The sequence below is a fragment of the Leucobacter chromiireducens subsp. chromiireducens genome (genome assembly GCF_016758255.1).
Taxonomy (GTDB): domain Bacteria; phylum Actinomycetota; class Actinomycetes; order Actinomycetales; family Microbacteriaceae; genus Leucobacter; species Leucobacter chromiireducens.
Window position 1 is genome coordinate 119,439 of record NZ_QYAD01000005.1, and the last position, 22,834, is coordinate 142,272.

The window sequence follows — 22,834 nt, forward strand, 5'->3', positions numbered from 1 at the left end:
CTCTTGGCTGAACAGGCGCTCGCTGACGCCCTCGGACATCTCGTCCGAGGAATCGTTGACCATCCGGATCGAGTGCGGGTTGACGCCCGCGGTGGATCGCGCGGCGAGGTGCTCGAGGTGCGCGTGCACCCCGGGGATCTCGGTCGCGTGATCGGCCGTGGCGGCCGCACCGCCTCCTCGCTGCGCACCGTCGTGAACTCGCTTGCCGCGGGTGAGCGCGTGCGCGTTGACGTCGTCGATACTGACGACGCCGCCGAGGCCGTCTCGACCGGAAGCGACGCCTGATGGCCGGCGCCTCCGGGCGCGCGCATGCTCCCCGTCCCGCTAGCGGGGCGGGGAGTTTGCGTGTTGGCCGTCTGACGAAGCCGCACGGCCTGAAGGGCGGCATCAAGCTCGAGCTCTTCACGGACAACCCGGAGCTGCGCTTCGTGCCGGGCGCCGAGTTTTACCTTCAGGTCCCCGAGGAGTCGCCCTGGTTTGGGCGCACGATCACGCTGCGCGAGCTGCGCTGGTTTAACGACTCGCCGGTCGGCTTCTTCGCGGAGCTCCCCGACCGCACCGCTGCCGAGGGCATCGTGCGGGCAATCCTCTGGATTGACGAAGATGCCGTGGCCGATGGCGAGGAAGAGAACGCCTGGTATCACCACCAGCTCGTTGGGCTTGACGTTGTCGAAGGCGAGCGGAAGCTCGGCGTCGTGGCCGAGGTGCAGCACTTCCCGGCGCAGGACCTCTTGGTCGTCACCACCGAGACCGGCGCGGTGCTCGTGCCGTTCGTCGAACAGATCGTGCCGAGCGTCGATATCGAGGCCGGCGTGGTGCACGTCACCCCGCCTGCCGGCCTGTTCGTGGAGCGCGAAGCCGAGATCGCGGGCGGTCCGGACGCCGGGCAACCCGCGGCGCGCGTGCGCGATGAGGAGACCGGCGCATGAGGATCGACGTCGTCTCGATCTTCCCCGGCTACTTTGACGCGCTCGAGCTCTCACTGCTCGGCAAGGCAAAGCAGCGCGGCATCGTGGACGTGCGCGTCCACGATCTGCGCGAGCACGCGCACGACAAGCACCGCACCGTTGACGACACGCCAAGCGGTGGCGGCGCGGGCATGGTCATGAAGCCGGAACCGTGGGGCACTGCGCTGGACGCGGTGCTCGCAGAGGATGGGGCTGATCCCGATCCGCTCATCATCTTCCCGTCGCCCGCTGGCGAGGTGTTTACCCAGCGCATGGCGCGTGAGCTCGCGGAGGAACCGCACCTGGTGTTCGGCTGTGGTCGATACGAGGGGATCGACCAGCGTGTGTTCGAGGAGTATGCCGAGCGGGGTCGCGTGCGGCTCGTCAGCATCGGTGACTACATATTGAACGGCGGCGAGGTCGCGACGATCGCCATGATCGAGGCCATCGCGCGCCTCGTGCCGGGCGTGGTGGGCAACCCCGAGAGCCTCGTCGAGGAATCGCACGAGGACGGCCTGCTGGAGTACCCGAGCTACACGAAGCCCGCCGAGTGGCGCGGTCGTGCCGTACCGCCGGTCCTGCTGAGCGGCAACCACGCCGCGATTGCGGCCTGGCGCACCGAGCAGAGCGTTGAGCGTACGCGCCGCGTGCGCCCCGAGCTCCTCACGCGCGAGCAGCGCGGCGAGTCCGCCGGCCGCCACGCAGCGGACGACTAGTCCCTCTCCACTAGGCTTGCTCCATGCGTGATGTGATCTCCGCCCTCATCGGGAAGAGCGTTCGGCAGGCGGCGCGCCTGCGCGGTGGCGGCTCGGCAATCCCCGGGCTTGTCGTCGAGAAGCTTGATCCGGGCTTCCTCGGCCGTGTGCTCGGCCGGCTGCCCTACGGGGTGGTCGCGGTGAGCGGAACGAACGGCAAGACGACGACCACGAAGATGATCGTCGAGATGCTCGAGGCCCAGGGGCTTCGGGTCTTCACAAACCGCACGGGCTCGAACTTCTCGCGCGGAGTCGTCGCCGCGGCGGTTGCCGAGGGGTCGCTCGCCGGCCGCCTCGACGCAGACATCGCCGTGCTCGAACTCGATGAGGCGCACGCGATGTACTTCATCGACCGCGTGCCGCCGCGCTTCACGCTGCTGCTCAATGTGCTGCGAGATCAGCTCGACCGCTTCGGCGAAATCGACACGACTGCGAAGCTGCTGCAGCGCATCGCGGACGCGACAAGCGAAGGGCTCGTGGTCAACCGCGAGGATCGGCTGATCCGCGAGATCGGGGAGCGCACGCGCCAGCGGTCCGCCGCCGTCGATGTGCGTGAGTTCGGTTTGTCCGACGACCTTCTGGCGACGTTCCCGAGCGACGACGACTTCCACGCGGGAGCTCCCGCCGTGCGCGAGGGCCCGGCTGGCGGCGCCGACGTGACGCTCGTGGAGCTGGGTGACCACGAGGCGGTGTTCCAAATCGACGATGCGTCGCATCGGACCAGCCTGAAACTCGAGGGCCTGTACAACACGTTTAACGCGGCAGCCGCGCTCGCGGTCGTGCGGCAGGTGCTCGCCGCTGGCCCACTGCCGGATCGCGCGGCCCGGATCGCCCCGCCCGCGGACACCGCGCGCATTGTCGAGGCGCTCGCCGAGGTGCGCCCCGCGTTTGGTCGCGGCGAGCAACTGGAGCTCGACGGCCAGCCGCTTGAGCTCGTCCTCGTGAAGAATCCCGCGGGGTTCCGGCTCGGCCTCGCATCATTTGCCGCCGACGGCGTCGCCGCGATGATCGCAATCAACGACCAGTACGCGGATGGGCGCGACATGTCCTGGCTGTGGGACGTGGATTTCAGCTCGCTCGCCCCCGCGGGCGTGGACACCGTGAGCGGTGCCCGCGCGTGGGACATGGCGCTGCGGCTCGAGCACGATGATGTTCCGGTCGGCGCAGTCGAGGAGGATCTCGGCCGTGCACTCGCAGCGTTCCGGGAGCGCACCATGGGTCAGCCGCGACGCATCTACTGCACCTATACGGCCATGCTCGAACTCCGCCGCGCACTCGCGGAGCTGACTGATGTGGAGGACATCTGGTGAGCGCAGCAGTTTCTGCGGGGGAGGGCTCTCGCGAACTCGTGATCGTGTCGCTCTATCCGCGCGACATGAACATCTACGGGGATCGCGGCAACGTGCTCGCTCTCGAGCGTCGCGCACGCGCGCACGGCTTTGCGCCCCGCGTGGTGGAGATCAACCCGGGCGACGTCCTGCCGCAGCAGATCGATATCGTGGTCGGCGGCGGTGGCCAGGACTCAGGCCAGGGCCGTGTTGCTGCCGACCTCGCCGCGCGCGCGGATGAGATCCGTGCGCTCGCCACGGACGGGGTCCCCATGCTGATGGTGTGTGGGCTCTACCAGCTCTTTGGCCACCGCTTCATCACGCACACGGGCGAAGAGCTCGCTGGCATTGGCGTGCTGGACGTCGAGACTCGCGGCGGCACCGAGCGCATGATCGGCAACATCGTGCTCGACACCGCCGAGTTCGGTGAGATCATCGGCTACGAGAATCACAGCGGCAACACCACACTGGGGCCGGGCTCCGAGCCGCTGGGCCGCGTGGTGCAGGGAGCGGGAAACAACCCGAACGATGGGGTCGAGGGCGCCCGCACGGGCAACGTGATCGGCAGCTATCTGCACGGCTCGCTCCTCCCGAAGAACCCGGCGCTGAGCGACTTCCTCATTGGCGAAGCGGCTCGCCGACGCTACGGCAGCTTCGAGCCGCGCGCCGTGGTCGGCGAGACGGTGCTCCGCGCCCGCGAGAGCGCAAAGCGGCGACCCCGCTAAGAGCGCACCTCTCCGCTGGAACCCCAGTTCTGTTCAGCGCTGTCGGCCCACACCGCCCGCCACTTCTCCGCGAGCGATTCGACGGTCTCGTGTGCGTTGAGGCCGCTGGGCTGGGGGACCACCCAGAGCTGGATGTCGGTGGGCCACCCAGGAATGCGCTCGATGTCCTGCCTGCCGAGCGCGGCCCGGGGCTGCGCAAACGCTTTGCGGAACGCACCAATGCCGGCAATTGCGACCGTGTGCGGACGGAGCTCGCTGATCCGCTCCACGAGGCGTCGCCCCGCAGTGGGATATTCCTCCCGCGTGAGGTCGCGCTCGGCAGCCGTGGCGCGCCCAATTAGGTTGGTGATCCCGATCCCGCGGTCGATGAGCTGACGCTCGTCAGCGGGCGAGAGCCCCCGGCTTGCGTCGACGAGGGTGTCTGTGAGGCCAGCTCGGTGGAGCGAGGGCCAGAAACGATTTCCCGGGTACGCGAATGGGGCGTTTACGGCCGCGGTCCAGAGCCCCGGATTGACGCCAACGATGAGCAATCGCAGCGCGGGATCGCCGGGCCCATCCGGGAGCACGTCATCGAGCGTGCCAGGCTCGTCGGCTGCTCCTGGGGCGTGGCTGGCGAAGCGGGCGAGTTCCTCGCGGCGCGGCCGCGCTCCGCCGAGGGGTGAGGGCCGGCGCTGAGACATGGCTCCAGGGTAGCGAATGACGGCAGACGCAGTGCCGACGCGCCCGGCGGAAAAGTTTTTCGGGAAACAAGGAATATTCGTTTGCATGTATCTGTTGCACCCCGTGTACCGCCCCCAAACGAAAGGCAGAGCATGACCATCACCGCTGAGCAGATCCCCGGCTACCGCGTAGGCACCTGGGTGATCGACCCCACCCACTCCGAGGTCGGCTTCTCTGTGCGCCACCTCGCCATCAGCAAGGTCAAGGGCAAGTTCGAGAACTTCGACGCGACCTTCGTGACCGCCGAAAACCCCCTCGAGTCGACTGTCACCGCGTCTGCCGACGTTGCATCGGTGAACACGAACGAGAAGAACCGCGACGGCCACCTGCGCACCGGCGACTTCTTCGCTGCCGAAGAGTTCCCGCAGCTCACCTTCGTCTCGACCGGTGCGCGCGAGGAGAACGGCGACTTCAAGGTCGACGGCGAGCTCACCATGCGCGGCGTGACGAAGCCCGTCACCTTCAACTTTGAGTTCGGTGGCTTCGGCGAGGACGGCTACGGCAACTACAAGGCCGGCTTCACCGCAACCACGACCGTGAAGCGCGAGGACTTCGGTCTCAGCTGGAACGCGCCCCTCGAGAAGGGCGGCCTGCTGCTCGGCTCTGACGTGACGATCAACATCGACGTTCAGGCGGCACTCCAGGCGTAAGCGTGCCTGCGCGGCGCCGCAGTGCGCCGGGCGAGCGGGGCGGGGCATCACCTTCCGGGTGGTGCCCCGCCCCTCGCACGTCTGGGGGCCTGGCCTCAGTCGAGCTCGCCAGTGATGCGACCCCGCACCCGCCGGAGATCCTCCATGAGCGAGCCAATCAACACCCAGTGCTCGGGGTGGGGCTGCGGGATCGTGTAGGGCTGTGTGAGCGCGGGAGGTTCGATGGGGCTCGTGGCCGCCACGTCGGAGGTGAGGTGCCCGAGGCGCTCAAGATCGTGGGCGGCCCGCCGCATCTCCTCGACCATGCCGATCACGGATGGATCGGTCACCAGTTCGGGATCGTAGAGGTCTGCCGTCGCTCGAGCCATACCGATGATTTGCGTCACGATGCGCTGGAGGCGCTGGAAGAGTGCGTCGTCGTCGGCGAGGCCTTGGCGGTAGCGGCGACTCCGGGGATTGAAGCGCAGGCTCTCGCGGGCCTGACGGAGCAGATCGTGGACACGGCCGCGCTCATCCTGCAGCGTGCGGGCCTCGGCAAGCATCTCGGCCAGCCACGCGCGATCGCGGGGCTCGTCGAGCGCGTCGGCGATGCGCGTGAGCACACGGGCTGAGTGATCGGTGAGCGCCACAATCGCCTCGTTGACCGAGGAATTCTTCACGGGGGCAACGACGAGCGCGTTGAGGGCGACACCGATGGCCGCGCCGATCGCGGTCTCGATGAGCCGCTCGGCCCCATAGTGCAGTTCGAGGCCGCCGAGCGCGATCATGAGGAGTGCGGTGATCGCGATCTGGTTTGTGGACGACGGCGACATGCGCAGCAGCCAACCCACTGCCATCGCGACGACAATCGCCGCGATGAACAGCCACGACTGGGGGCCGAAGAGCGCCCCGGCGCCGAGCGCGACCGAGATGCCGACGAGCACGCCCACGACGCGCTCGATGCCGCGCGTGAGCGAAAGATCGACATTGTCCTGCATGACGATCAGAGCAGCAATCGCGCCGAAGATGGGCAGCTGCTCGGGGAAGATGAGCAGGCAGGTGAACCAGGTGAGGATCGCCGCCGCGGCCGCCTTCGCAAGTTGGTACCAGGACGGGCGGACAGCCACCGTGAAGCGCCCGGTGAGGTTACGTTCGAACCTCCGGAACGGGTGAGTGGTGGGCCCGCTCACAGCACGCCGAGCTTGCGCAGCTCCTCGCGGAGCGTCGCCCCGTCGGGTCCGTACACCCACGGCACACCGCTCGTGGTTCGGTTGAGTCGAGCCTTCGAACGACCACCCGCGAGCACGGCCTCGCCAATCGAGAGCTGTCGGATCGCAACGGCGGCCACGTTCTGCGGGTGCGCGGTCGCGAACTCGTGGTACAGCGACTCGTCGTGCTGACCATCGTCACCGATGAGCACCCAGCGGACCTCGGGAAACTCGGCAGCGAGGCGCTTCAGCTCACGCTGCTTATGCTCGCGCCCGCTGCGGAACCAGCGATCGTGCGTGGGGCCCCAATCCGTGAGCAGCAGCGGGCCCATCGGGTACAGATTGCGTGCGAGGAACCGGCTGAGCGCGGGAGCGGCGTTCCACGCGCCCGTCGAGAGGTACACAACGGGGGAGCCGGGGTGCCGGGCGACCAGGTGGTCGAGCATCACGGCCATGCCGGGGGTGGCCGAGCGGGCATGCTCATCGAGCACAAAGCTGTTCCAGGCGGCAACGAAGGGCTTGGGGAGCGCCGTGATGAGGATCGTGTCGTCCACGTCCGAGAGCACCCCAAACTTCGCGGCAGGATCAACGATGTTGACGGGGGCGTCGGCGACTTCGCTGTCGCCGGTCTGCAGTGAGACCGTGTGCCAGCCCGGGGAGAGCTGCACCGGAACAATGGAGTCAATGACGCCGCCGCGATCGGCGGTCACCTCCGCGACGAACTGTCCGTCGATGTGTACGCGAACGCGCTCGTGCGGCGCCGACAAGCTCGTGAAGGTGCGCCAGCCGCGCACACGCGAGACCTGCGCGACATCGGGCCGGAAGCGAGTGTGCTCGCGAGTGTCGGGTTTCAGGTACAGCACTCGGCCGAGCACGCGCACCCACTCGGTGCTGCCATACCCGATGTACGGGATGACCGACGGCGATTTTCCGCGCGAGACGGCACGGCGGGCACGGCGGACATGGATCCAGTCCTCAAGTCGCGCCGCGAAGCGGGGGCGGGAGTCGGGCTGGTCGGGGGCAGTCACCTAAGACATTCTAGAGCGTTTGGCTGATGCGCTGCGCGCTACGCCGCATCCTCACCGGACTCGAGGTGGCGACGCTCCCGGGAGAAGAACGCGCGCTTGAGGGCCCAGAGAATCAGTAGAACGAGGATTGCAGCGCCAACGAAGATGTAGCCGGCGCCCTTCACGCGCCCCGCGAGCTGCTCATAGCCCGCCGCCGCGCCCGCGCCGAGGGAGACGACGATGAGCGACCAGAGCACGCTCGCGGCCGCGGTCCACTTCAAGAACGTGCGGTACCTCATGCCGGTCATGCCCGCGGTGAGCGGGATCAGCGAGTGCAGCACGGGAAGAAAGCGGGAGAGGAACACCGCGACCCCGCCCCGCTCACCGAGGTAGTGGTCAGCGAGGCGCCACTTGTCTTCCCCGAGCCGCTGCCCGAGGCGGCTCGCACGCAGCCTCGGCCCGACCCAGCGGCCCAGCGCGAAACCGATACTCTCGCCGGCGAGCGCACCCGCTACGAGGGCGAACACGAGCCAGGCGAACTGCGTCGTGCCGTCCACGCCGAGCGCGGCCACGAGCGCGATGGTGTCACCTGGCACGATGAGGCCCACGAACACTGAGGTCTCGAGCAGGATCCCGATCCCCGCGATCAGGGTGCGGATCGCCGGATCGAGGTCGCGTAGCGCGGCGATGATCGTGTCGAGGAGCTCCGTCATTTCACCGAGTGTAGTGAGCGGTGATCCCAGCGTTCCCGTGGATCCGCTGACGGTACCGTGGGCCCATTCCCTGGGCCCCGACGCTCTGGTAACTTCCCAACATCGTGCGTGCCGCGAGTTTGTTTGGCGTCGAGAAAAAAGTACCTTGTGCCCGAGGTAAAAGTTTGTTGATATCAAAATTGATTCGCAGGTGATTCACAGATATTGGTATTCTGTGAAGACCCGATCGCCGATCGGGAGCTCCGGCGAGAATTACATCTCGTGGCGGATCTCACTACGGGAGTGTGGCTCCATGTGTGGGGTACCACCTCCTTCGTTCAGGAGCGATACATGAACGAATTCCTCGACGCGTTGACGCTTGCTCGATGGCAGTTCGGCTTGACAACGCTGTACCACTTCATCTTTGTGCCGCTGACCATCGGGTTGAGCCTGCTCGTCGCGATTCTGCAGACGGTCTGGGTTCGCACCGGCAAGGTTAAGTACCTGAAGCTGACGCGCCTCTTCGGCAAGATCTTCTTGATCAACTTCGCGATGGGTGTCGTCACTGGCATCGTCCAGGAGTTCCAGTTCGGTATGAACTGGTCGAACTACTCGCGCTTCGTCGGCGATATCTTCGGTGCACCGCTTGCGATGGAGGGCCTCATCGCCTTCTTCTTTGAGGCGACCTTCATTGGGCTCTGGATCTTCGGCTGGGACAAGCTGCCGAAGAAGATCCACCTGATGACCATCTGGTTCGTCTGGATCGGCACGGTGCTCTCTGCGTACTTCATCCTCGCGGCGAACGCATTCATGCAGAACCCGGTCGGCTACAACCTGAACGAAGAGAAGGGGCGTGCCGAGCTTGAGAGCATCGGCGATGTGCTCCTCAACCCCGTCGCGATCACGCAATTCCCGCACACGATCTTCGCGGCGCTGATGTTCGCCGGTACGGTCATGGTGGCGGTCGCTGCCTGGCACCTGAAGCGCAACCAGTTTGTTGACGAGATGCGCACGGCGCTGCGCTTCGGCGCGTGGACGAACATCATCGCGTTCCTGGGCGTGGGCCTCACCGGCCACTCGCTCGGCATGGTGATGACGGAAACGCAGCCGATGAAGATGGCTGCCGCCGAGGCGCTCTATGAGAACGCCTCGGGTGCCGACGCATCGTTCTCGATCTTCAGCCTGGGTACCCCGGACGGCGCGCACGAGATCTTCTCGATCCGCATCCCGTACCTGCTGTCGTTCCTCTCGACCGGCACGTTCGACGGCTCGGTCGAGGGCATCCGCAACCTGCAGAGCGACTACGAGGCCATGTACTGCGGTGCTGACTCGATGATGACCTGTCCGACGGACGGCCAGTTCGCCCCCATCATTTGGGTGACCTACTGGGCGTTCCGCTGGATGATCGGACTTGGCGCGATCGCGGCGCTCGTCTCTGCCGTGGGCCTGTGGCTCACCCGCAAGAACACCGAGCTGCCGGCGTGGACGTGGAAGGTCGCCATCTGGACGGCACCGATCCCGATGCTCGCCTCGCTCGTCGGCTGGATCTTCACCGAGATGGGCCGCCAGCCCTGGATCGTGTTCGGGGTGATGACCACCGAACAAGGCGTGTCGCCGGGTGTGCCCGGCTGGGCGGTGCTCGTGTCACTGATCGTCTTCACGATCGTGTACGGTGCGCTTGCAGTCGTCGAGTTCAAGCTCATCACGAAGGCCGCGAAGGAGGGACCGCCGGCGATCGAGAATGACGCCGAAGGCGAGCCCGACCAGCAGGCCCTGGCCACGGTTTACTAAGGAGGCGAAGCCAACATGGAACTCACCACACTCTGGTTCTTGATTGTCGGTGTCATGCTCATCGGGTACTTCGTGCTCGACGGCTTCGACTTCGGCGTGGGCATGTCCCTGCCGTTCCTCGGCAAGGACGACACCGACCGCCGCCTGCTGATCAACACGATCGGCCCGGTTTGGGACCTCAACGAGACCTGGCTGATTGTGGCTGGCGCCTCGCTCTTCGCAGCGTTCCCTGAGTGGTACGCGACGATGTTCTCGGGGTTCTACCTCGCGCTGCTGCTCATCCTGGTCGCGCTGATCCTCCGCGGTGTCTCGTTCGAGTACCGTCACCAGGGCAAGGGCCGCAACTGGACCCGCTGGTTTGATCAGTTCATCTTCTGGGGCTCCGTCCTGCCGCCGCTGCTCTGGGGTGTCGCGTTTGCGAACCTCGTGCAGGGCGTGCCGATCGCGCCGCTCGAGGGCGGGGGCTGGATCTACGAGGGCACGCTGCTGACGCTGCTGAACCCGTACGGCCTGCTTGGCGGCCTCACCATGCTGCTCATCACCTTCACGCACGGACTCGTGTTCGTAGCGCTGAAGACGGTTGGAGACATGCGTAAGCGCGCTCGGGCACTCGCGACCAAGGTCGGCATCGCGGCGATCGTCGCCGGCGCTGCGTTCCTCATCTGGACGATCGTGCAGCACCTCGAGAGCGACACCCTGTGGCTGATCGTCACCTGCGCGGTTGTTGCCGCAGTGGCACTGATTGGTGCGTGGGTTGCGAACCTCCGGGGTCGCGAAGGCTGGGCATTCACGGGCAACGCCGTTGCAATCGCGTTCGCGCTGCTGACCATCTTCATGGCGCTGTTCCCGAACCTGATGCATTCGAGCATCGATCCCGCGTACTCGATGTCGATTGAGGGTGCTGCGAGCTCGCAGAAGACCCTCGAGCTGATGACCTGGGTTGCCGTGTTCACCCTGCCGCTTGTGCTCGCCTACCAGGCGTGGACGTACTGGGTGTTCCGCAAGCGCCTCTCGCGGGACGTCATCCCCGCGGGCGCACACTAGGTGCTCGCTGGGCGCGTGGTTTCGTCACGCGCCCAGTGCACGCCGCGCACACGGCCCCGGGAGGTGATCGTCACTTCCCGGGGCCGTGCGCTTCCACCCGGGGTTTCATCAGATGTACGCCGCGCCGCTCCCATAGACTCGAGTACGGCGCGCTCTCAGCTCGTTCTCGCCCCTCCGACCGCAACAGGATGCTCGTGAAACCTTTCGATCCGCGTCTGCTTCGTCACGCCCGCGCTGCGCGCAGCGTGTTCCTGCTTGGGGGAGTGCTCGGTCTGATCCGCACACTCGCGATTCTCGCCTGGAGCTGGTTCCTCGCGCAGACCATCACGGTCGTCGCGCTTCCCGCGCTCGCGGGCGAGGGTGGGGGCTCGGGGCGCATCGCCGAGGGAGCGTTCGCGCAGGATCACCTTCCGCTGCTCGTGGGCGGGGCCGTCCTCGCGCTGTGCGTCCGCTCGCTCGCTGCCTGGGGGATGGACACGGTTGCCGCGCGCGGCGCGGTACGCGTGAAGTCCGAGCTGCGCGCCGCCGCGCTCACCGCGATCGACGCGCGGACCCCCGAGCGCGGTGATGGCCGCTCCGACGCCGAGCTTGCCACCGTACTGGGCCGTGGTCTTGACGCGCTCGACGGCTACTTCTCCGGCTACGTGCCGCAGCTCATCCTCACCGCGATTGCGACGCCGATCCTGATTCTCGCGGTGTTGATCGCAGACCCGGTGAGCGGGATCACGGTGCTCATCGTCTTCCCGATCATCCCCGTCTTCATGATCCTTATCGGCATGGCAACCCAGAGCGTGCAGGACCGGCAGTGGGAACAGCTGCAGCACCTCTCCACCTCGTTCCTCGACGCCGTGTCAGGTCTCGCAACCCTGAAGATCTTCCGCCGCGAAGATCGGCAATCGACGCGGATCGCGCGTGCCACGAACGAATATCGCTCGCGCACCATGAAGGTGCTGCGCGTCACATTCCTGTCCGGCTTCGTGCTCGATCTCGCAGGCACTTTCTCGATTGCGCTGGTCGCCGTGACGGTGGGAACGCGCCTCGTGAGCGCTGAGTTCCCACTCGGACTCGGCCTCTTCGTCTTGCTTCTTCTGCCCGAGGTGTTCATCCCCATTCGCCAGGTCGGCGCTGCCTTCCACGCCTCAACCGAGGGGCTCTCTGCCTCGGCAGACGTCTTCGCGCTGATTGAGGGCGAAGAGAATGAGACGCAGCCGGGCGCGGCCGGCACTGTCGCCGCCGCAGCGGGGGGCGAGATCGAGCTCGCAGCCGTGTGCATCACGCGTGGTGACCGCATCGCCGTGGGACCGGTCGACCTTCGCGTCGCGCCCGGTGAGGTCGTCGCGCTCGCCGGCCCCTCTGGCGCGGGCAAGTCCACCCTGCTCGCTGCCCTGCTCGGCTTCGTGACGCCTGTTGCTGGTCGGCTCACGCGCCCGAAGCACGTGGCCTGGTCGGGGCAGCGCCCAGGCCTCCTGCAGGGCACCGTCGCCGAAAACGTGAGCTTGGGATCGGCGGCGCCCGCCGATCCCGCGCTCGTGCGTCGCGCGCTTTCCGCGGCGGCACTCCCCGAGCTGGATCCCGAGTTGATGCTGGGCGCCGCCGGCGCGGGAGTCTCAGGCGGCCAAGCACAGCGCATCGCGATTGCGCGAGCGCTGTATCGTGCGTGGACCCTGGGGCCTGACGCCGCGTTGCTGCTCGATGAGCCAACCTCCGCGCTCGATCGAGATACGGAGCGTGCGGTGTGCCAGAGCCTGCGGGCTGAGGCCGAGACCGGACGCGCGGTGCTCGTGGTGAGTCATCGAGCCGAAGTGATTGATTCGGCAGACCGGGTGGTGCGCATCACCGCGGCTCCGGTCGACGAGACGAAGGAGCTCGCGCGATGAGCACTCAGACGGACCTCACCGCCGCACGCCGCCGCGTGCTCGCGCGGGCCCTGCCCTCCGCGCAGCGTCGCTTTCCGGGGCTTGCGTTTGGCGTGCTCGCCGACGGCTGCGTCGTCGCGCTGCTCGGCCTGAGCATGTGGTTGATCGTGCGAGCCGGAGAGCAGCCGCCGATCCTGCACCTCACCTTCGCGATCGTGGGCGTGCGTGCCCTCGCGATCGGCCGCGCCGCATTCCGCTACACCGAGCGGATGTTCAGCCACGACGCCGCACTCGCTCAGCTCGCGTCGCTCCGCGCTGACACGTTTACCGCGCTGATTCCGCGCATTCCCGGCGCAATCGAGTCGCACCGCCGTGGAGAGGTGCTTGCCGCGTTCGTCGACGACGTCGATCAGCTGCAGGATGAGCCCTTGCGCGTGCGGCAGCCGCTCGCGGTCAGTGCCACGGTCGTGGCGCTCAGCATCGTCGTGATCGCGCTCATCTCGCCCGTGGCGGCCCTCATTCTCACCGCTATCCTGGTGCTCTCCGGCGCGCTTGCCGTCTGGCTCGCGCAGCGCTCCGCGGGCGCCTCGGATCGCGAACTCAGCGCCGCGCGCGCCGGCCTCGTCGACGCGCTGCTCGAGCGCTTTGCCGCCTCCGAGGTGCTCGCTGCGTACGGTGCGCTCGGCGCTCAGCGCGATCGAATCGCCGCGGCCGAGGCCCGGCTCTCGGCGGTGCAGCTGCGCCGTGCTCGCGCCGCCGGAACGAGCGGCGCGATCCTCGCGGGTGCGGCCGGACTCGCCTCGGTCGTGACGCTCCTTGCGCTCGCCCCCGCGGTGGGCGCGGGCCTCTCGGCGCCCCTGTTCGCCGCAGCCGTGGTCGTTCCCGCTGCGGTGTTCGAAGTGTTCGCCCAGGTGCCCGCGGCTCTCGCCGCACGCAGGGTGGTGCAGTCGAGCGCGGATCGCGTCGCGGCACTCACCGAGACGCCGCTGCCCGCTGAGATTCCGTGGGAGACCCCCGGGGCCGCCGCGAAGACTGGGCCCGCAGTGCCCTGCGCGCCGCTCCTCGCGGTCGAAGCGCTCACGGTGCGTCACCCGGCCGCCGCGCGCGACGCGGTCAGCGGGGTGAGCTTCGAGGTGAACGCCGGCGAGACGCTCGTCGTCACGGGAGAGAGCGGAGCCGGCAAGAGCACGCTCGCCCTCGCGCTCGTGCGATTCCTCGATTATTGCGGTTCGTATCGCCTGCGCGGCAGCGAAGTGCGTGAGCTTCCCATCGCGGTGGTCCGTGAGACGGTGGGCCTGTGCGAGCAGCAGCCGCACCTCTTTGACGCTGATCTGCGGCAGAACCTGAAGTTCGCGCGAGACACCGCGAGCGACGACGAGCTGATGGCCGCGCTTGACCGCGTGGGCCTGGGGGACTGGGCCCGCTCCCGGGGTGGCCTCGACGCGCAGGTGGGCGAGCACGGAGCGCTCGTCTCGGGTGGGCAGGCGCAGCGCATCGCTCTCGCACGCGCGCTCCTCGCCGACTTCCCGATCGTCGTGCTCGATGAGCCGACGGCGGGAGTGGACCGCGAGCTTGCCGACCGGTTGCTCACCGACCTTGTCGGCGCGGTGCCCGAGGATCGCGCGGTGATCCTGATCACGCACACCGAGCTGCCGAGCGGGATCGAGGCCACGCGTCTGCACCTCGAGGCACCTGCCGCCTAACGTACGGGCTGCCAGGCCCGTTCGAGCGCCGCGCGGAACCAGGCGAGCCGTGGGCCGACCGGAAGCGGGAGCGCGACCCCGTCGAGGTGCGACACCGGTCGAATCCCGTGCAGGGCGTTCACGGCCCACACCTCGTGCCCCAGGAGCTGCTCGGGCGTCGGGTCTGTGTCGCGGTCCGTGCCGCGGTCCGAGCCGCTGTGTGAGCTCCCGAGCCCGCCGCTGGGGGTGCCGAAACCACCCCATGAGAGGGCGCCGCCCCGCGACCGCTCGGGCTTCGTGCCGACGAGTCGACGGGCTGCCGCTTCGACGAGCAGGTCCTCGGTGACTGAGGCCACCCGCTCCTGGGAAGCGATGACCCTGCCAGAGCGATCGCCATCGTCACCCCAGACGATGAGACTCGTTGTCGCACCCTCGCGCACGGTGCCCGTCGGGCTGAGGAGGAGCGCCTCTGCGCCCAGCTCGTGATTGAGCCGAGTGAGCGCGCCGATGTTCGGCCCCTTGCGGGTGGCGTGCTTGAGTTCCACCGGACCTGCTGTGCGCAGCTCGATGGAATCGCGCAGCTCGGGGAGCGGGCGGAGGGAGAGGTCAAACGACGTGGTGCCGTCTGACTCGCGCCACAGCTCAAGTCGGGGGAAGCCCGCGCCCGCGGCGGCGATCTCGCCGCGCGCCGCCGTGAGGAACGCGGTGAGCCGCGCGCGGTCGTTCTCACCCAGTGGGATCGGCGCGCCAGCGACCTCGAATGACGACGATGCGCCACGGTGTGTGGGGGAGAGTAGCGCCTCACGGGCGGCGTCGGCAAGCCGCGCTGTGAGCTCCCGTGCGTCCCGTTCGGCGGCACGCACGGACTCCGGGGCGGCCAGCGCTTCCACCGCGGAGCCGCGGAAGCGGTCGAGGTGCGCCTGCCAGCCGCGCACCTCGGCCACGCCGTCGCGCACGCGCACGCGGAACGAGTCGGCGACGAGAAGTTCGCGCACGCCAGCCTGCTCCGTCATGTCGCGAGCGTACCACCGCGCTACGCTGAGCGGGTGGCGGAGACAGAAGCGGGGCGGGCACGGCGCGCAGTGACGATTGTCGGCGGTGCGATCGGGCTCGCCCAGCGATTGAGCGCGGCCCTCGATGAGCGTACGCAATCGTGGTTCTGGCTCGATGGTGCCGCCGCGGCGCCGGGTGAACCTCCTGTGAGCTACCTCGGGATCGCGGCGGAGCTCGCTGTCCCCGTGGCGGGCCGGCCGCACGAGTTTCTCGAGCGAATCTCGGGCGCGACCGGACCAGCAGCCGGGGACGCGGCAGGGTTCTGCGCCGGCTGGGTGGCCGCGCTCGGCTACGAGTTCGGCGAGGCGCTCCTCGGCCTCGATCCCACGCCTGATACCGCTCCCGCGGCGCTGGCGCTTCGGGCGGACGTGGTGATCGCCGTCGCTGGTGAGCGCGGCGAATTGCGCGCCGGGTCTCAGGCCAGCATCGATGAATGGCTGACACGCTACGGTGCGCTGCTCAGCGAGGGCGCACCAGGCGATGAACCTCGCATGGCTGCGCGCCCCACTCACGCCACGCGTGCGGCGGACGCCCGAGCGAGCGGTGCGCCGCAGACCGGGCGCTGGCGGCACGACGACCCCAGCTACGAAGCCGCGGTCGAGGCGTGCAAGTCCGCGATTCGTGAGGGCGAGGCGTACGTGCTCTGCCTCACCGACACGCTCAGCCTTGCGACGAGAGCACGCCCGCTCGACGTGTTTCTGCGGCTGCGGGAGCGGGCAGGCGCGCTGCGCGGCGGGCTCATCGTCACGCCGGGGCGCGCGCTCGTCAGCGCCAGCCCCGAGCGCTTTCTCAGCGTGCGGGGCGCGCGCGTCGCGACACACCCGATCAAGGGAACCCGGCCGCGCGGCGACTCTCCGGCGGCTGACGAGCAGTTGGCGGCTGAGCTGCAGCGGGACCCGAAAGAGCGCGCGGAGAACCTGATGATTGTCGACCTGATGCGCAACGACCTCTCGCGCGTGTGCGCTCCCGAGTCTGTCGCGGTGTCAGGGTTCCTTCGTGTTGAGCAGCACCCGCACGTGCATCAGCTCGTCAGCACGGTGTCGGGCACGCTGCGGCCCGGGCAGCAGACCTCGCAGGTGATCGCCGCTTGCTTCCCCGGTGGTTCGATGACGGGCGCACCGAAGCGGCGGGCGGTGGAGATTCTCCGGGGACTTGAAGCGGGCCCGCGCGGGCTGTACGCGGGGTGTTTCGGTTGGCTGGATGCGGACGGCGACGCGGAGCTCGCAATGACGATTCGGGGGGTCGAGTTCCGCGGCACGGGGGCCCTCCGCGAAGCACGGATCGGCGCCGGCGGGGGGATCACCGCAGATTCGCGCGCCGCCACGGAGTTGGCGGAGAAGCACCTGAAGGCGGCAGCGTTGCTGAGCGCGCTCGACACGGTGAACGAGTAAGCGGCAGGGATCCCGGTCGAACGCGGTAACCTGGAGGGTATGTGTCGCGCCGTCGCGCGACGAGGCGAACCAAGATCGAGGTGTGTGTGACCGAGCAGCAGGGCCGTGATGCCGAGGGCTACGACTTTCAGGCGATTCAGGATCGCTGGCTTCCCGTCTGGGACGAGCTGAAACCGTTTGAGGTGGGCTCGGGCGACGCAGAACGCCCCAAGAAGTACGTCCTCGACATGTTCCCCTACCCGTCTGGCGACCTCCACATGGGTCACGCCGAGGCGTTCTGCTTTGGTGACGTGCTTGCGCGCTACTGGCGCGGGCAGGGGTACGAGGTGCTCCACCCGATCGGCTGGGACTCCTTCGGCCTTCCCGCGGAGAACGCGGCTATCAAGCGCGGCGTCGATCCCCGCGAGTGGACTTACGCGAACATTGCGCAGCAGAAGGCGAGCTTCCGGCTCTACGCTCCGTCGTTCGACTGGAGCCGTGTGCTGCACACGAGCGACCCCGAGTACTACCGCTGGAACCAGTGGCTGTTCCTCAAGATGTACGAGAAGGGCCTCGCGTACCGCAAGGCGAGCTGGGTCAACTGGGATCCGGTAGACCAGACCGTGCTCGCCAACGAGCAGGTGCTCGCTGATGGGACGTCGGAGCGCTCGGGCGCCATCGTCGTGAAGAAGAAGCTCACGCAGTGGTACTTCCGCATCACCGATTACGCGGACCGCCTGCTCGACGACCTTGATCAGCTCGAGGGTCAGTGGCCGACCAAGGTGCTGAACATGCAGCGCAACTGGATCGGCCGCTCGCGTGGAGCCGAGGTGGAGTTCGAGATCGAGGGCCGCGCCGAGAAGGTGCCGGTCTTCACGACCCGCCCCGACACGCTGCACGGCGCGACCTTCATGGTGGTTGCTCCCGACGCCGATCTTGCCGCAGAGCTGGTCGCCGAGGCGGACGCCGATGTGCGCATGCAGTTCCAGGCATACCTCGAGCAGACGCAGAAGCAGACCGAGATCGAGCGCCAGAGCACGGAGCGCGAGAAGACGGGCGTCTTCCTGGGCCGCTACGCGATCAATCCCGTGAACGGCGAGCGCATTCCCGTGTGGGCATCCGACTACGTGCTTGCCGACTACGGCCACGGCGCGATCATGGCCGTGCCCGCGCACGATCAGCGTGACCTGGACTTCGCGCGCAAGTTTGATCTCGCGGTGCGCGTGGTTGTCGACGTGCGCGACGAGGACGGCGCGCAGCTGCCCGATCCCGCTGAGTCTGGCATCGCGACCGCCGGTGAGGGCGTTCTCGTCAACTCGGCCGAGCTCGACGGGCTCGGCAAGACCGAGGCGATCGCGAAGGCGATCGAGGTACTCGAGGCGCGCGGCACTGGCCGCGCCGCCACGACGTACCGCCTGCGTGACTGGCTGATCTCGCGTCAGCGCTACTGGGGCACCCCGATCCCGATTCTCCACGGGGCCGACGGCGAGATGCGCCCGGTCGCGCAGGATCAGCTGCCCGTCGAGCTCCCCGCCTCCGAGGGGCTCGACCTGAAGCCGAAGGGCTCCTCGCCCCTCGGTGCCGCGACCGAGTGGGCCACCGTGGTGGACCCGGAAACCGGTGAGAGTTGGACCCGCGATCCCGACACGATGGACACCTTCGTGGACAGCTCGTGGTACTTCCTCCGCTTCCTGTCAGCGAACGACAGCACGCAGGCGTTCGATCCCGAGCAGGCCCGCACCTGGGGTCCGATCGATCAGTACGCAGGTGGCGTGGAGCACGCGATTCTGCACCTGCTCTACTCGCGCTTCATCACGAAGGTGCTGCACGATCTCGGCTACCTGAACTTCGAGGAGCCGTTCACTTCGCTGCTCAACCAGGGCATGGTGCTGCAGGACGGCGCGAAGATGTCGAAGTCGAAGGGCAACCTCGTTGAGTTCGCGAGCGAGCTCCAGGCGCACGGCGCCGACGCACTGCGCGTCACCCTCGCGTTCGCTGGGCCCCCCGAGGACGACATCGACTGGGCTGACGTGTCCGTGCAGGGCTCCGCGAAGTTCCTGGCCCGCGCTTGGCGTATCGCTGACGACGTGGAGCGCGCGGGCGCGCCCGTTGGCACGGACGCCGTGGGCGGCGACAAGGCACTCCGGCGCGCGACGCATCACCTGCTCGCCGACGCACCTACGCTCATCGAGGGCTACAAGTTCAACGTGGTCGTCGCGCGCCTCATGGAGCAGGTGAACGTGACGCGTAAGGCGATCGACTCGGGAGCTGGGGTCGCTGATCCCGCCGTCCGCGAGTCCGCCGAGGCGATCGCGCAGATCCTCTCGCTGTTCGCTCCGTTCGCCGCTGAGGACATGTGGGCGAAGCTCGGGCATGAGGCGACGGTGGCGCTGAGCACCTGGCCGAAGGCCGATCCCGATCTGCTGGTTGAGGACGAGGTGACGATGGTGGTGCAGGTCGATGGCAAGGTGCGCGACCGCCTCACGCTGCCCGCGTCGGTCTCGGAGGCGGAGGCGGAAGCTGCCGCTCGTGCCTCGTCCGCTGTGCAGCGCGCGATCGGCGATCGTACCGTCGTGCACACCGTCGTCCGAGTGCCGAAGATCGTGAGCATCGCGACGAAGCCCGCCTAGGCCGCCGCGCCCCAAGCGAAACGCCCCCGGGAGGAATCCCGGGGGCGTTGTTCGTGCGGTGTGCGGTTAGGCCTTCGGGAACGCCTCAATTGCGTCCGCGACGCCATTCACGAAGCTCGTGTAGGTGAGCGCGAAGCCGAAACGCTCGGCAAGGTTCCCGTCGATCCAGTTGCCGGTCTCCACCGCGGGCACGCGCTTCAGCAGCGGGTCGAGCGCGGCATCGCGCTCAGCCTTCAAGATGATCGCCATGTCGGCATCACCCAGCGCGCTCACCGCATTCTCGTAGCTCAAGGTGTGGCCCTCGCCCGACGGGTGCAGCGGCGCTTCACTGATCTGCTCGTTCTCGAGGATCGTGAAGCCGAGCGCGGGCAGCACCACCTGGTAGATCGAGTCATGGGAGATCACCGTGAAGTTGTCCACGGGGGCGTGGATGACCGTGGCGGTCTTGCCCTTCGCGTAGTCGCCCACGCGCTCACGTGCTGAGTCGACGGCGGCCTCGTAGTCGGCGATGGCGGCCTCGGCCTGGTCGGCGCGGCCCAGCAGCTCCAGCTGATCCGTCATCGCGACGAAGGGCTTGTCGACCGATGCGCCCGCGACATCGATGCCGTCGTTCACTGCGAGCACGGGAGCGATCTCGCCGAGCTTGAAGTCCTCACCCTCGTAGTAGTTCCACCACCCGGTGCCCACGACAATGAGGTCGGGCTTGTAGGAAGCGATCTCTTCGCGGTTCAGATCGAACGCTGAGTTCTTGAGGTGCGCGGTGTCCGCATCGACGAGCGGGGAGAGCGGGCTATCGGTCCCGTACGCGGTCGCGACGATGGGGTACTCCGCGAGAAGCGCCATCTCGAGCCCGGCGCGGCTATCGAGTACCACCACCCGCTCCGGATCGGCGGGGAGCGTCGCCTCGTAGCCCTCGTAGGAGAACTCGATGGTGTCGTCGGTCTTGGCCGCGTCAGCCTTGGCGGAGTCGCCCGCGGGGCCCGAGGCGCATCCTGCGAGCAGGCCCGCGGCGGCGAGCGTGGCAAGCCCTGCGGTCACGAAGCGGCGGAGCCGGGGGCGCGCCAGTGCGGTGGCAGGAAGAGAGGCCTGGGTGGCATCAGACAGGGAGGGCATTCGGCTCCTAGCGTTCGGGTGTGCGCGTGCGTGCGACACACGGATATGGGTTCGGGGCGGGTGGGGTCCGCCGCTCGATTCCACGCTAGAAGCGTGGGCCTGCGCGAGGCGGACGACCGGGTTCGCGTTTGGGACGCGCTTGGTGTTTACCAGCGCTTTCGCGCCTCGTGGACGAGGAGCCAGAGCAGGTAGGCGCCGCCGAACACCACCGTCACGGTGCCGACCGGCAGCATGACGGGGAACGCGTTGAGCGCTGCGAAGTCGGAGGCGGCGAGCAGCGCCGCGCCCATGAGCGCCGACGCGGGAACTGAAACGCCGGGGCTGCGGGTCACGCGCCGCGCGATTTGCGGGGCCGCGAGCGCGACGAAGGCGATGGGCCCCGCGGCGGCGGTCACCACGGCGATGAGCCCCACGGAGACGAGCATGAGGAGCAGCCGGGTGCGCTCGACGCGCACACCGAGCGCCTGCGCCGCGTCATCGCCGAGCTCGAGCTGGCGGAGCGGACGGGAGAGCAGCAGGGTGATCGCGAGCAGGATCGCGACGAGCGCGCTTCCGGTGCCGGCCTGCTGCCAGGTCATGCCGTTGAGCGAACCAGCGCCCCACACCGCGGCGACGAGCGCGGTCTCAAGATCTGCGGTGAGCGTCAGCCAGGTGTTGACGGAGCTGAGCATAGCGGAGACCGCGATTCCCACGACGATGAGGCGGAACCCCTGCATTCCGCCACGGAATGCGAGCAGCGAGACCACCGCGGCCGCGGCGAGTCCGCCAGCGAGCGCGCCGGCTGCGACCGCGAGGTAGCCGCCGCCGAGCACGATGATCACGAGCAGCGCGCCCGTGTACGCACCCGCCGAGAATCCAAGGATGTCGGGGCTCGCGAGCGGGTTGCGGGTGAGCGACTGGAAGACCGCCCCACTCGCCCCCAGTGCCGCGCCGAACACGATGGCGGCGAGTACGCGGGGGAGGCGCCATTCGACGACGACGGTGCTGGTGAAGTCCGCGGTGGCGCCGGTGAGCGCCTGCCAAACCTCGCTGATCGTGAGCGGCAGCTCGCCCACCGTAAGCCCGAGCACCGCAAGCACCAGGCAGACGCCCGCGAGGATGATGCTCACCCACACAGTGCGGGTGTCGAGCCGGAATCCCACGCGGTCATTCTGGATGCGCCAGTAGCTCCGCCCAGCGCTCACAGCGCGCTCACCCGCTTCCGGCGAATCAGTACGATCAGCACGGGTGCGCCGACGAAGGCGGTGACGATGCCGACGGGGATCTCCGCGGGGCGCATGATCAGGCGCCCGGCGATATCGGAGACGAGGAGCAAGATCGGCGCGAGCACGACGGTGTACGCCATGATCCAGCGCTGGTCTGGTCCGACGATCCAACGTGCGACGTGGGGGATCATCAGCCCGACAAAGCCGATGGGGCCCGCGATAGCGGTGGCACCGCCTGCGAGGAGCGTGACCGCGATGACCACGAGCACCCGGGTGCGCAGCACGTTCGCGCCGAGCGCGGCGGCGAGGTCTTCGCCGAGTGCGATCGCGTTGAGGGGGCGCGCCGCCACGAGGGCGAGCACGAGCCCCACGCCGAGGCAGGGGAGCACGGGCCAGATCTGGGCGAGTTCACGGCCGACGACGGATCCGGCGCCCCAGTTGCGCATGGCGTCGAAGGCCTGCGGATCGAGGAGCGTCATCGCACTTGTGAGCCCGCTCAACACCGCGCCAAGCGCAACACCGGCGAGCACAAGCCGGAGCGGATCGGCGCCGCCGCGCCCGGCAGCGCCGATCGCGTACACGCCGATGGTCACGATGAGCGCACCGGCGAACGCCCACCACATCGTGGCCGAGAGGGAGCGTGCACCGAAGATACCGATTCCCACCGCAACCGCGAATGAGGCGCCCGAGTTCACCCCGAGGATGCCGGGATCCGCGAGCGGGTTGCGGGTGAGCGCCTGGATGAGGGCACCCGCGATGCCGAGGGCCGCACCCACCACGATCGCGACAACGGTTCGTGGCAGCCGCAGCTCGCGAATCACGTGGTGCGCCTCGAGGTTTGCGGGGGCGGTGAGCGCCTCCCACACCGTCGCGATGCAGATCCCGCGCGCACCGATGAGGATGCTGAGCACGGCGACCGCGACGAGCGCCGCGAGTGCGACCGCAAGCCCAGCCGAGCGGCTCAGCGCGCCGCCGGGAAGGCCGCGTCGAGGTCGGGAAGCTGTGGCGGAGTTCGATGCCCGGGTTCGTGGGGGCGAGGGTGCCGATGGAGCGGCAGAGACAGCTGGAGCAGGCACGAG

At 68.3% G+C, this 22,834-nt stretch carries 20 protein-coding genes; 12 read left to right on the forward strand and 8 right to left on the reverse strand.

The window, feature by feature from the left end; genetic code table 11:
• Positions 1-3 precede the first annotated feature (3 nt).
• From D3226_RS13315 to D3226_RS13335, 5 genes are read left to right on the forward strand one after another with little or no spacing between them, the layout of a single operon-like run.
• A complete protein-coding gene (locus D3226_RS13315) occupies positions 4-285 on the forward strand; it encodes an RNA-binding protein (RefSeq protein WP_202383094.1) in 282 nt (93 codons plus the stop codon).
• A complete protein-coding gene (gene rimM, locus D3226_RS13320) occupies positions 285-929 on the forward strand; it encodes a ribosome maturation factor RimM (RefSeq protein ID WP_202383095.1) in 645 nt (214 codons plus the stop codon). Before D3226_RS13315 ends, rimM begins: the two co-directional genes overlap by 1 nt.
• A complete protein-coding gene (gene trmD / locus D3226_RS13325; protein ID WP_202383096.1) occupies positions 926-1,663 on the forward strand; it encodes a tRNA (guanosine(37)-N1)-methyltransferase TrmD in 738 nt (245 codons plus the stop codon). The genes rimM and trmD overlap by 4 nt, the downstream gene beginning before the upstream one ends.
• Before the next feature lie 23 nt (positions 1,664-1,686).
• Positions 1,687-3,012: a Mur ligase family protein gene (locus tag D3226_RS13330; protein WP_202383097.1), complete on the forward strand. Its 1,326-nt coding sequence runs from the start codon at positions 1,687-1,689 to the stop codon at positions 3,010-3,012.
• Positions 3,009-3,755, forward strand: coding sequence for a type 1 glutamine amidotransferase (locus tag D3226_RS13335; protein WP_337249002.1), 747 nt, complete (start codon positions 3,009-3,011; stop codon positions 3,753-3,755). Before D3226_RS13330 ends, D3226_RS13335 begins: the two co-directional genes overlap by 4 nt.
• On the opposite strand, the gene D3226_RS13340 is transcribed toward D3226_RS13335, so the two are convergent.
• Positions 3,752-4,435, reverse strand: coding sequence for a mismatch-specific DNA-glycosylase (locus D3226_RS13340; protein ID WP_202383098.1), 684 nt, complete (start codon positions 4,433-4,435; stop codon positions 3,752-3,754). The two genes, D3226_RS13335 and D3226_RS13340, sit on opposite strands and share 4 nt — an antisense overlap.
• Positions 4,436-4,567: 132 nt before the next feature.
• On the opposite strand from D3226_RS13340, the gene D3226_RS13345 reads away from it, so the two are divergent.
• Positions 4,568-5,125: a YceI family protein gene (locus D3226_RS13345; RefSeq protein ID WP_202383099.1), complete on the forward strand. Its 558-nt coding sequence runs from the start codon at positions 4,568-4,570 to the stop codon at positions 5,123-5,125.
• Positions 5,126-5,220: 95 nt separating this feature from the next.
• Here the strand turns inward: D3226_RS13345 and D3226_RS13350 are convergent, their stop codons facing one another.
• From D3226_RS13350 to D3226_RS13360, 3 genes are read right to left on the reverse strand one after another with little or no spacing between them, the layout of a single operon-like run.
• Positions 5,221-6,294 (reverse strand): FUSC family protein, encoded by a 1,074-nt coding sequence (locus tag D3226_RS13350; protein ID WP_202383100.1) that lies wholly within the window; start codon positions 6,292-6,294, stop codon positions 5,221-5,223.
• Positions 6,291-7,340 carry an App1 family protein gene (locus D3226_RS15110; RefSeq protein ID WP_337249003.1) on the reverse strand — a complete coding sequence of 350 codons (1,050 nt, stop codon included), beginning with the start codon at positions 7,338-7,340 and terminating at the stop codon, positions 6,291-6,293. Before D3226_RS15110 ends, D3226_RS13350 begins: the two co-directional genes overlap by 4 nt.
• A gap of 38 nt (positions 7,341-7,378) precedes the next feature.
• The gene (locus tag D3226_RS13360) at positions 7,379-8,032 is read right to left on the reverse strand and encodes a DedA family protein (RefSeq protein WP_202383101.1); all 654 of its coding nucleotides are present in this window, start codon (positions 8,030-8,032) and stop codon (positions 7,379-7,381) included.
• 330 nt (positions 8,033-8,362) lie between these two features.
• On the opposite strand from D3226_RS13360, the gene D3226_RS13365 reads away from it, so the two are divergent.
• The 4 genes from D3226_RS13365 (at position 8,363) to cydC (ending at position 14,405) form a co-directional block, all read left to right on the forward strand.
• On the forward strand, positions 8,363-9,802 hold the full coding sequence (locus tag D3226_RS13365) for a cytochrome ubiquinol oxidase subunit I (protein ID WP_202383102.1): 1,440 nt from the start codon (positions 8,363-8,365) through the stop codon (positions 9,800-9,802).
• 15 nt (positions 9,803-9,817) lie between these two features.
• A complete protein-coding gene (gene cydB, locus D3226_RS13370) occupies positions 9,818-10,846 on the forward strand; it encodes a cytochrome d ubiquinol oxidase subunit II (protein ID WP_202383103.1) in 1,029 nt (342 codons plus the stop codon).
• A gap of 194 nt (positions 10,847-11,040) precedes the next feature.
• Positions 11,041-12,723 (forward strand): thiol reductant ABC exporter subunit CydD, encoded by a 1,683-nt coding sequence (gene cydD, locus D3226_RS13375; protein ID WP_202383104.1) that lies wholly within the window; start codon positions 11,041-11,043, stop codon positions 12,721-12,723.
• Positions 12,720-14,405: a thiol reductant ABC exporter subunit CydC gene (gene cydC / locus D3226_RS13380; RefSeq protein ID WP_202383105.1), complete on the forward strand. Its 1,686-nt coding sequence runs from the start codon at positions 12,720-12,722 to the stop codon at positions 14,403-14,405. The genes cydD and cydC overlap by 4 nt, the downstream gene beginning before the upstream one ends.
• Here the strand turns inward: cydC and D3226_RS13385 are convergent.
• Positions 14,402-15,397, reverse strand: coding sequence for an aminotransferase class IV (locus D3226_RS13385; RefSeq protein WP_202383106.1), 996 nt, complete (start codon positions 15,395-15,397; stop codon positions 14,402-14,404). The two genes, cydC and D3226_RS13385, sit on opposite strands and share 4 nt — an antisense overlap.
• 33 nt (positions 15,398-15,430) lie before the next feature.
• Here D3226_RS13385 and D3226_RS13390 point away from each other — a divergent pair, with 33 nt between their 5' ends.
• Entirely contained in the window at positions 15,431-16,828 is a 1,398-nt protein-coding gene (locus tag D3226_RS13390) for an anthranilate synthase component I family protein (protein WP_337249004.1), read from the forward strand.
• 86 nt (positions 16,829-16,914) lie between these two features.
• A complete protein-coding gene (gene leuS / locus D3226_RS13395) occupies positions 16,915-19,437 on the forward strand; it encodes a leucine--tRNA ligase (RefSeq protein ID WP_202383107.1) in 2,523 nt (840 codons plus the stop codon).
• A gap of 66 nt (positions 19,438-19,503) precedes the next feature.
• Here leuS and D3226_RS13400 read toward each other — a convergent pair whose 3' ends face one another.
• From D3226_RS13400 to D3226_RS13410, 3 genes are all read right to left on the reverse strand, one after another.
• Entirely contained in the window at positions 19,504-20,550 is a 1,047-nt protein-coding gene (locus D3226_RS13400) for an ABC transporter substrate-binding protein (RefSeq protein ID WP_202383108.1), read from the reverse strand.
• Between the two features lie 146 nt (positions 20,551-20,696).
• Positions 20,697-21,692 (reverse strand): FecCD family ABC transporter permease, encoded by a 996-nt coding sequence (locus D3226_RS13405; protein ID WP_337249005.1) that lies wholly within the window; start codon positions 21,690-21,692, stop codon positions 20,697-20,699.
• Between the two features lie 38 nt (positions 21,693-21,730).
• Entirely contained in the window at positions 21,731-22,831 is a 1,101-nt protein-coding gene (locus D3226_RS13410; protein ID WP_202383110.1) for an iron chelate uptake ABC transporter family permease subunit, read from the reverse strand.
• Between the last annotated feature and the right edge of the window lie 3 nt (positions 22,832-22,834).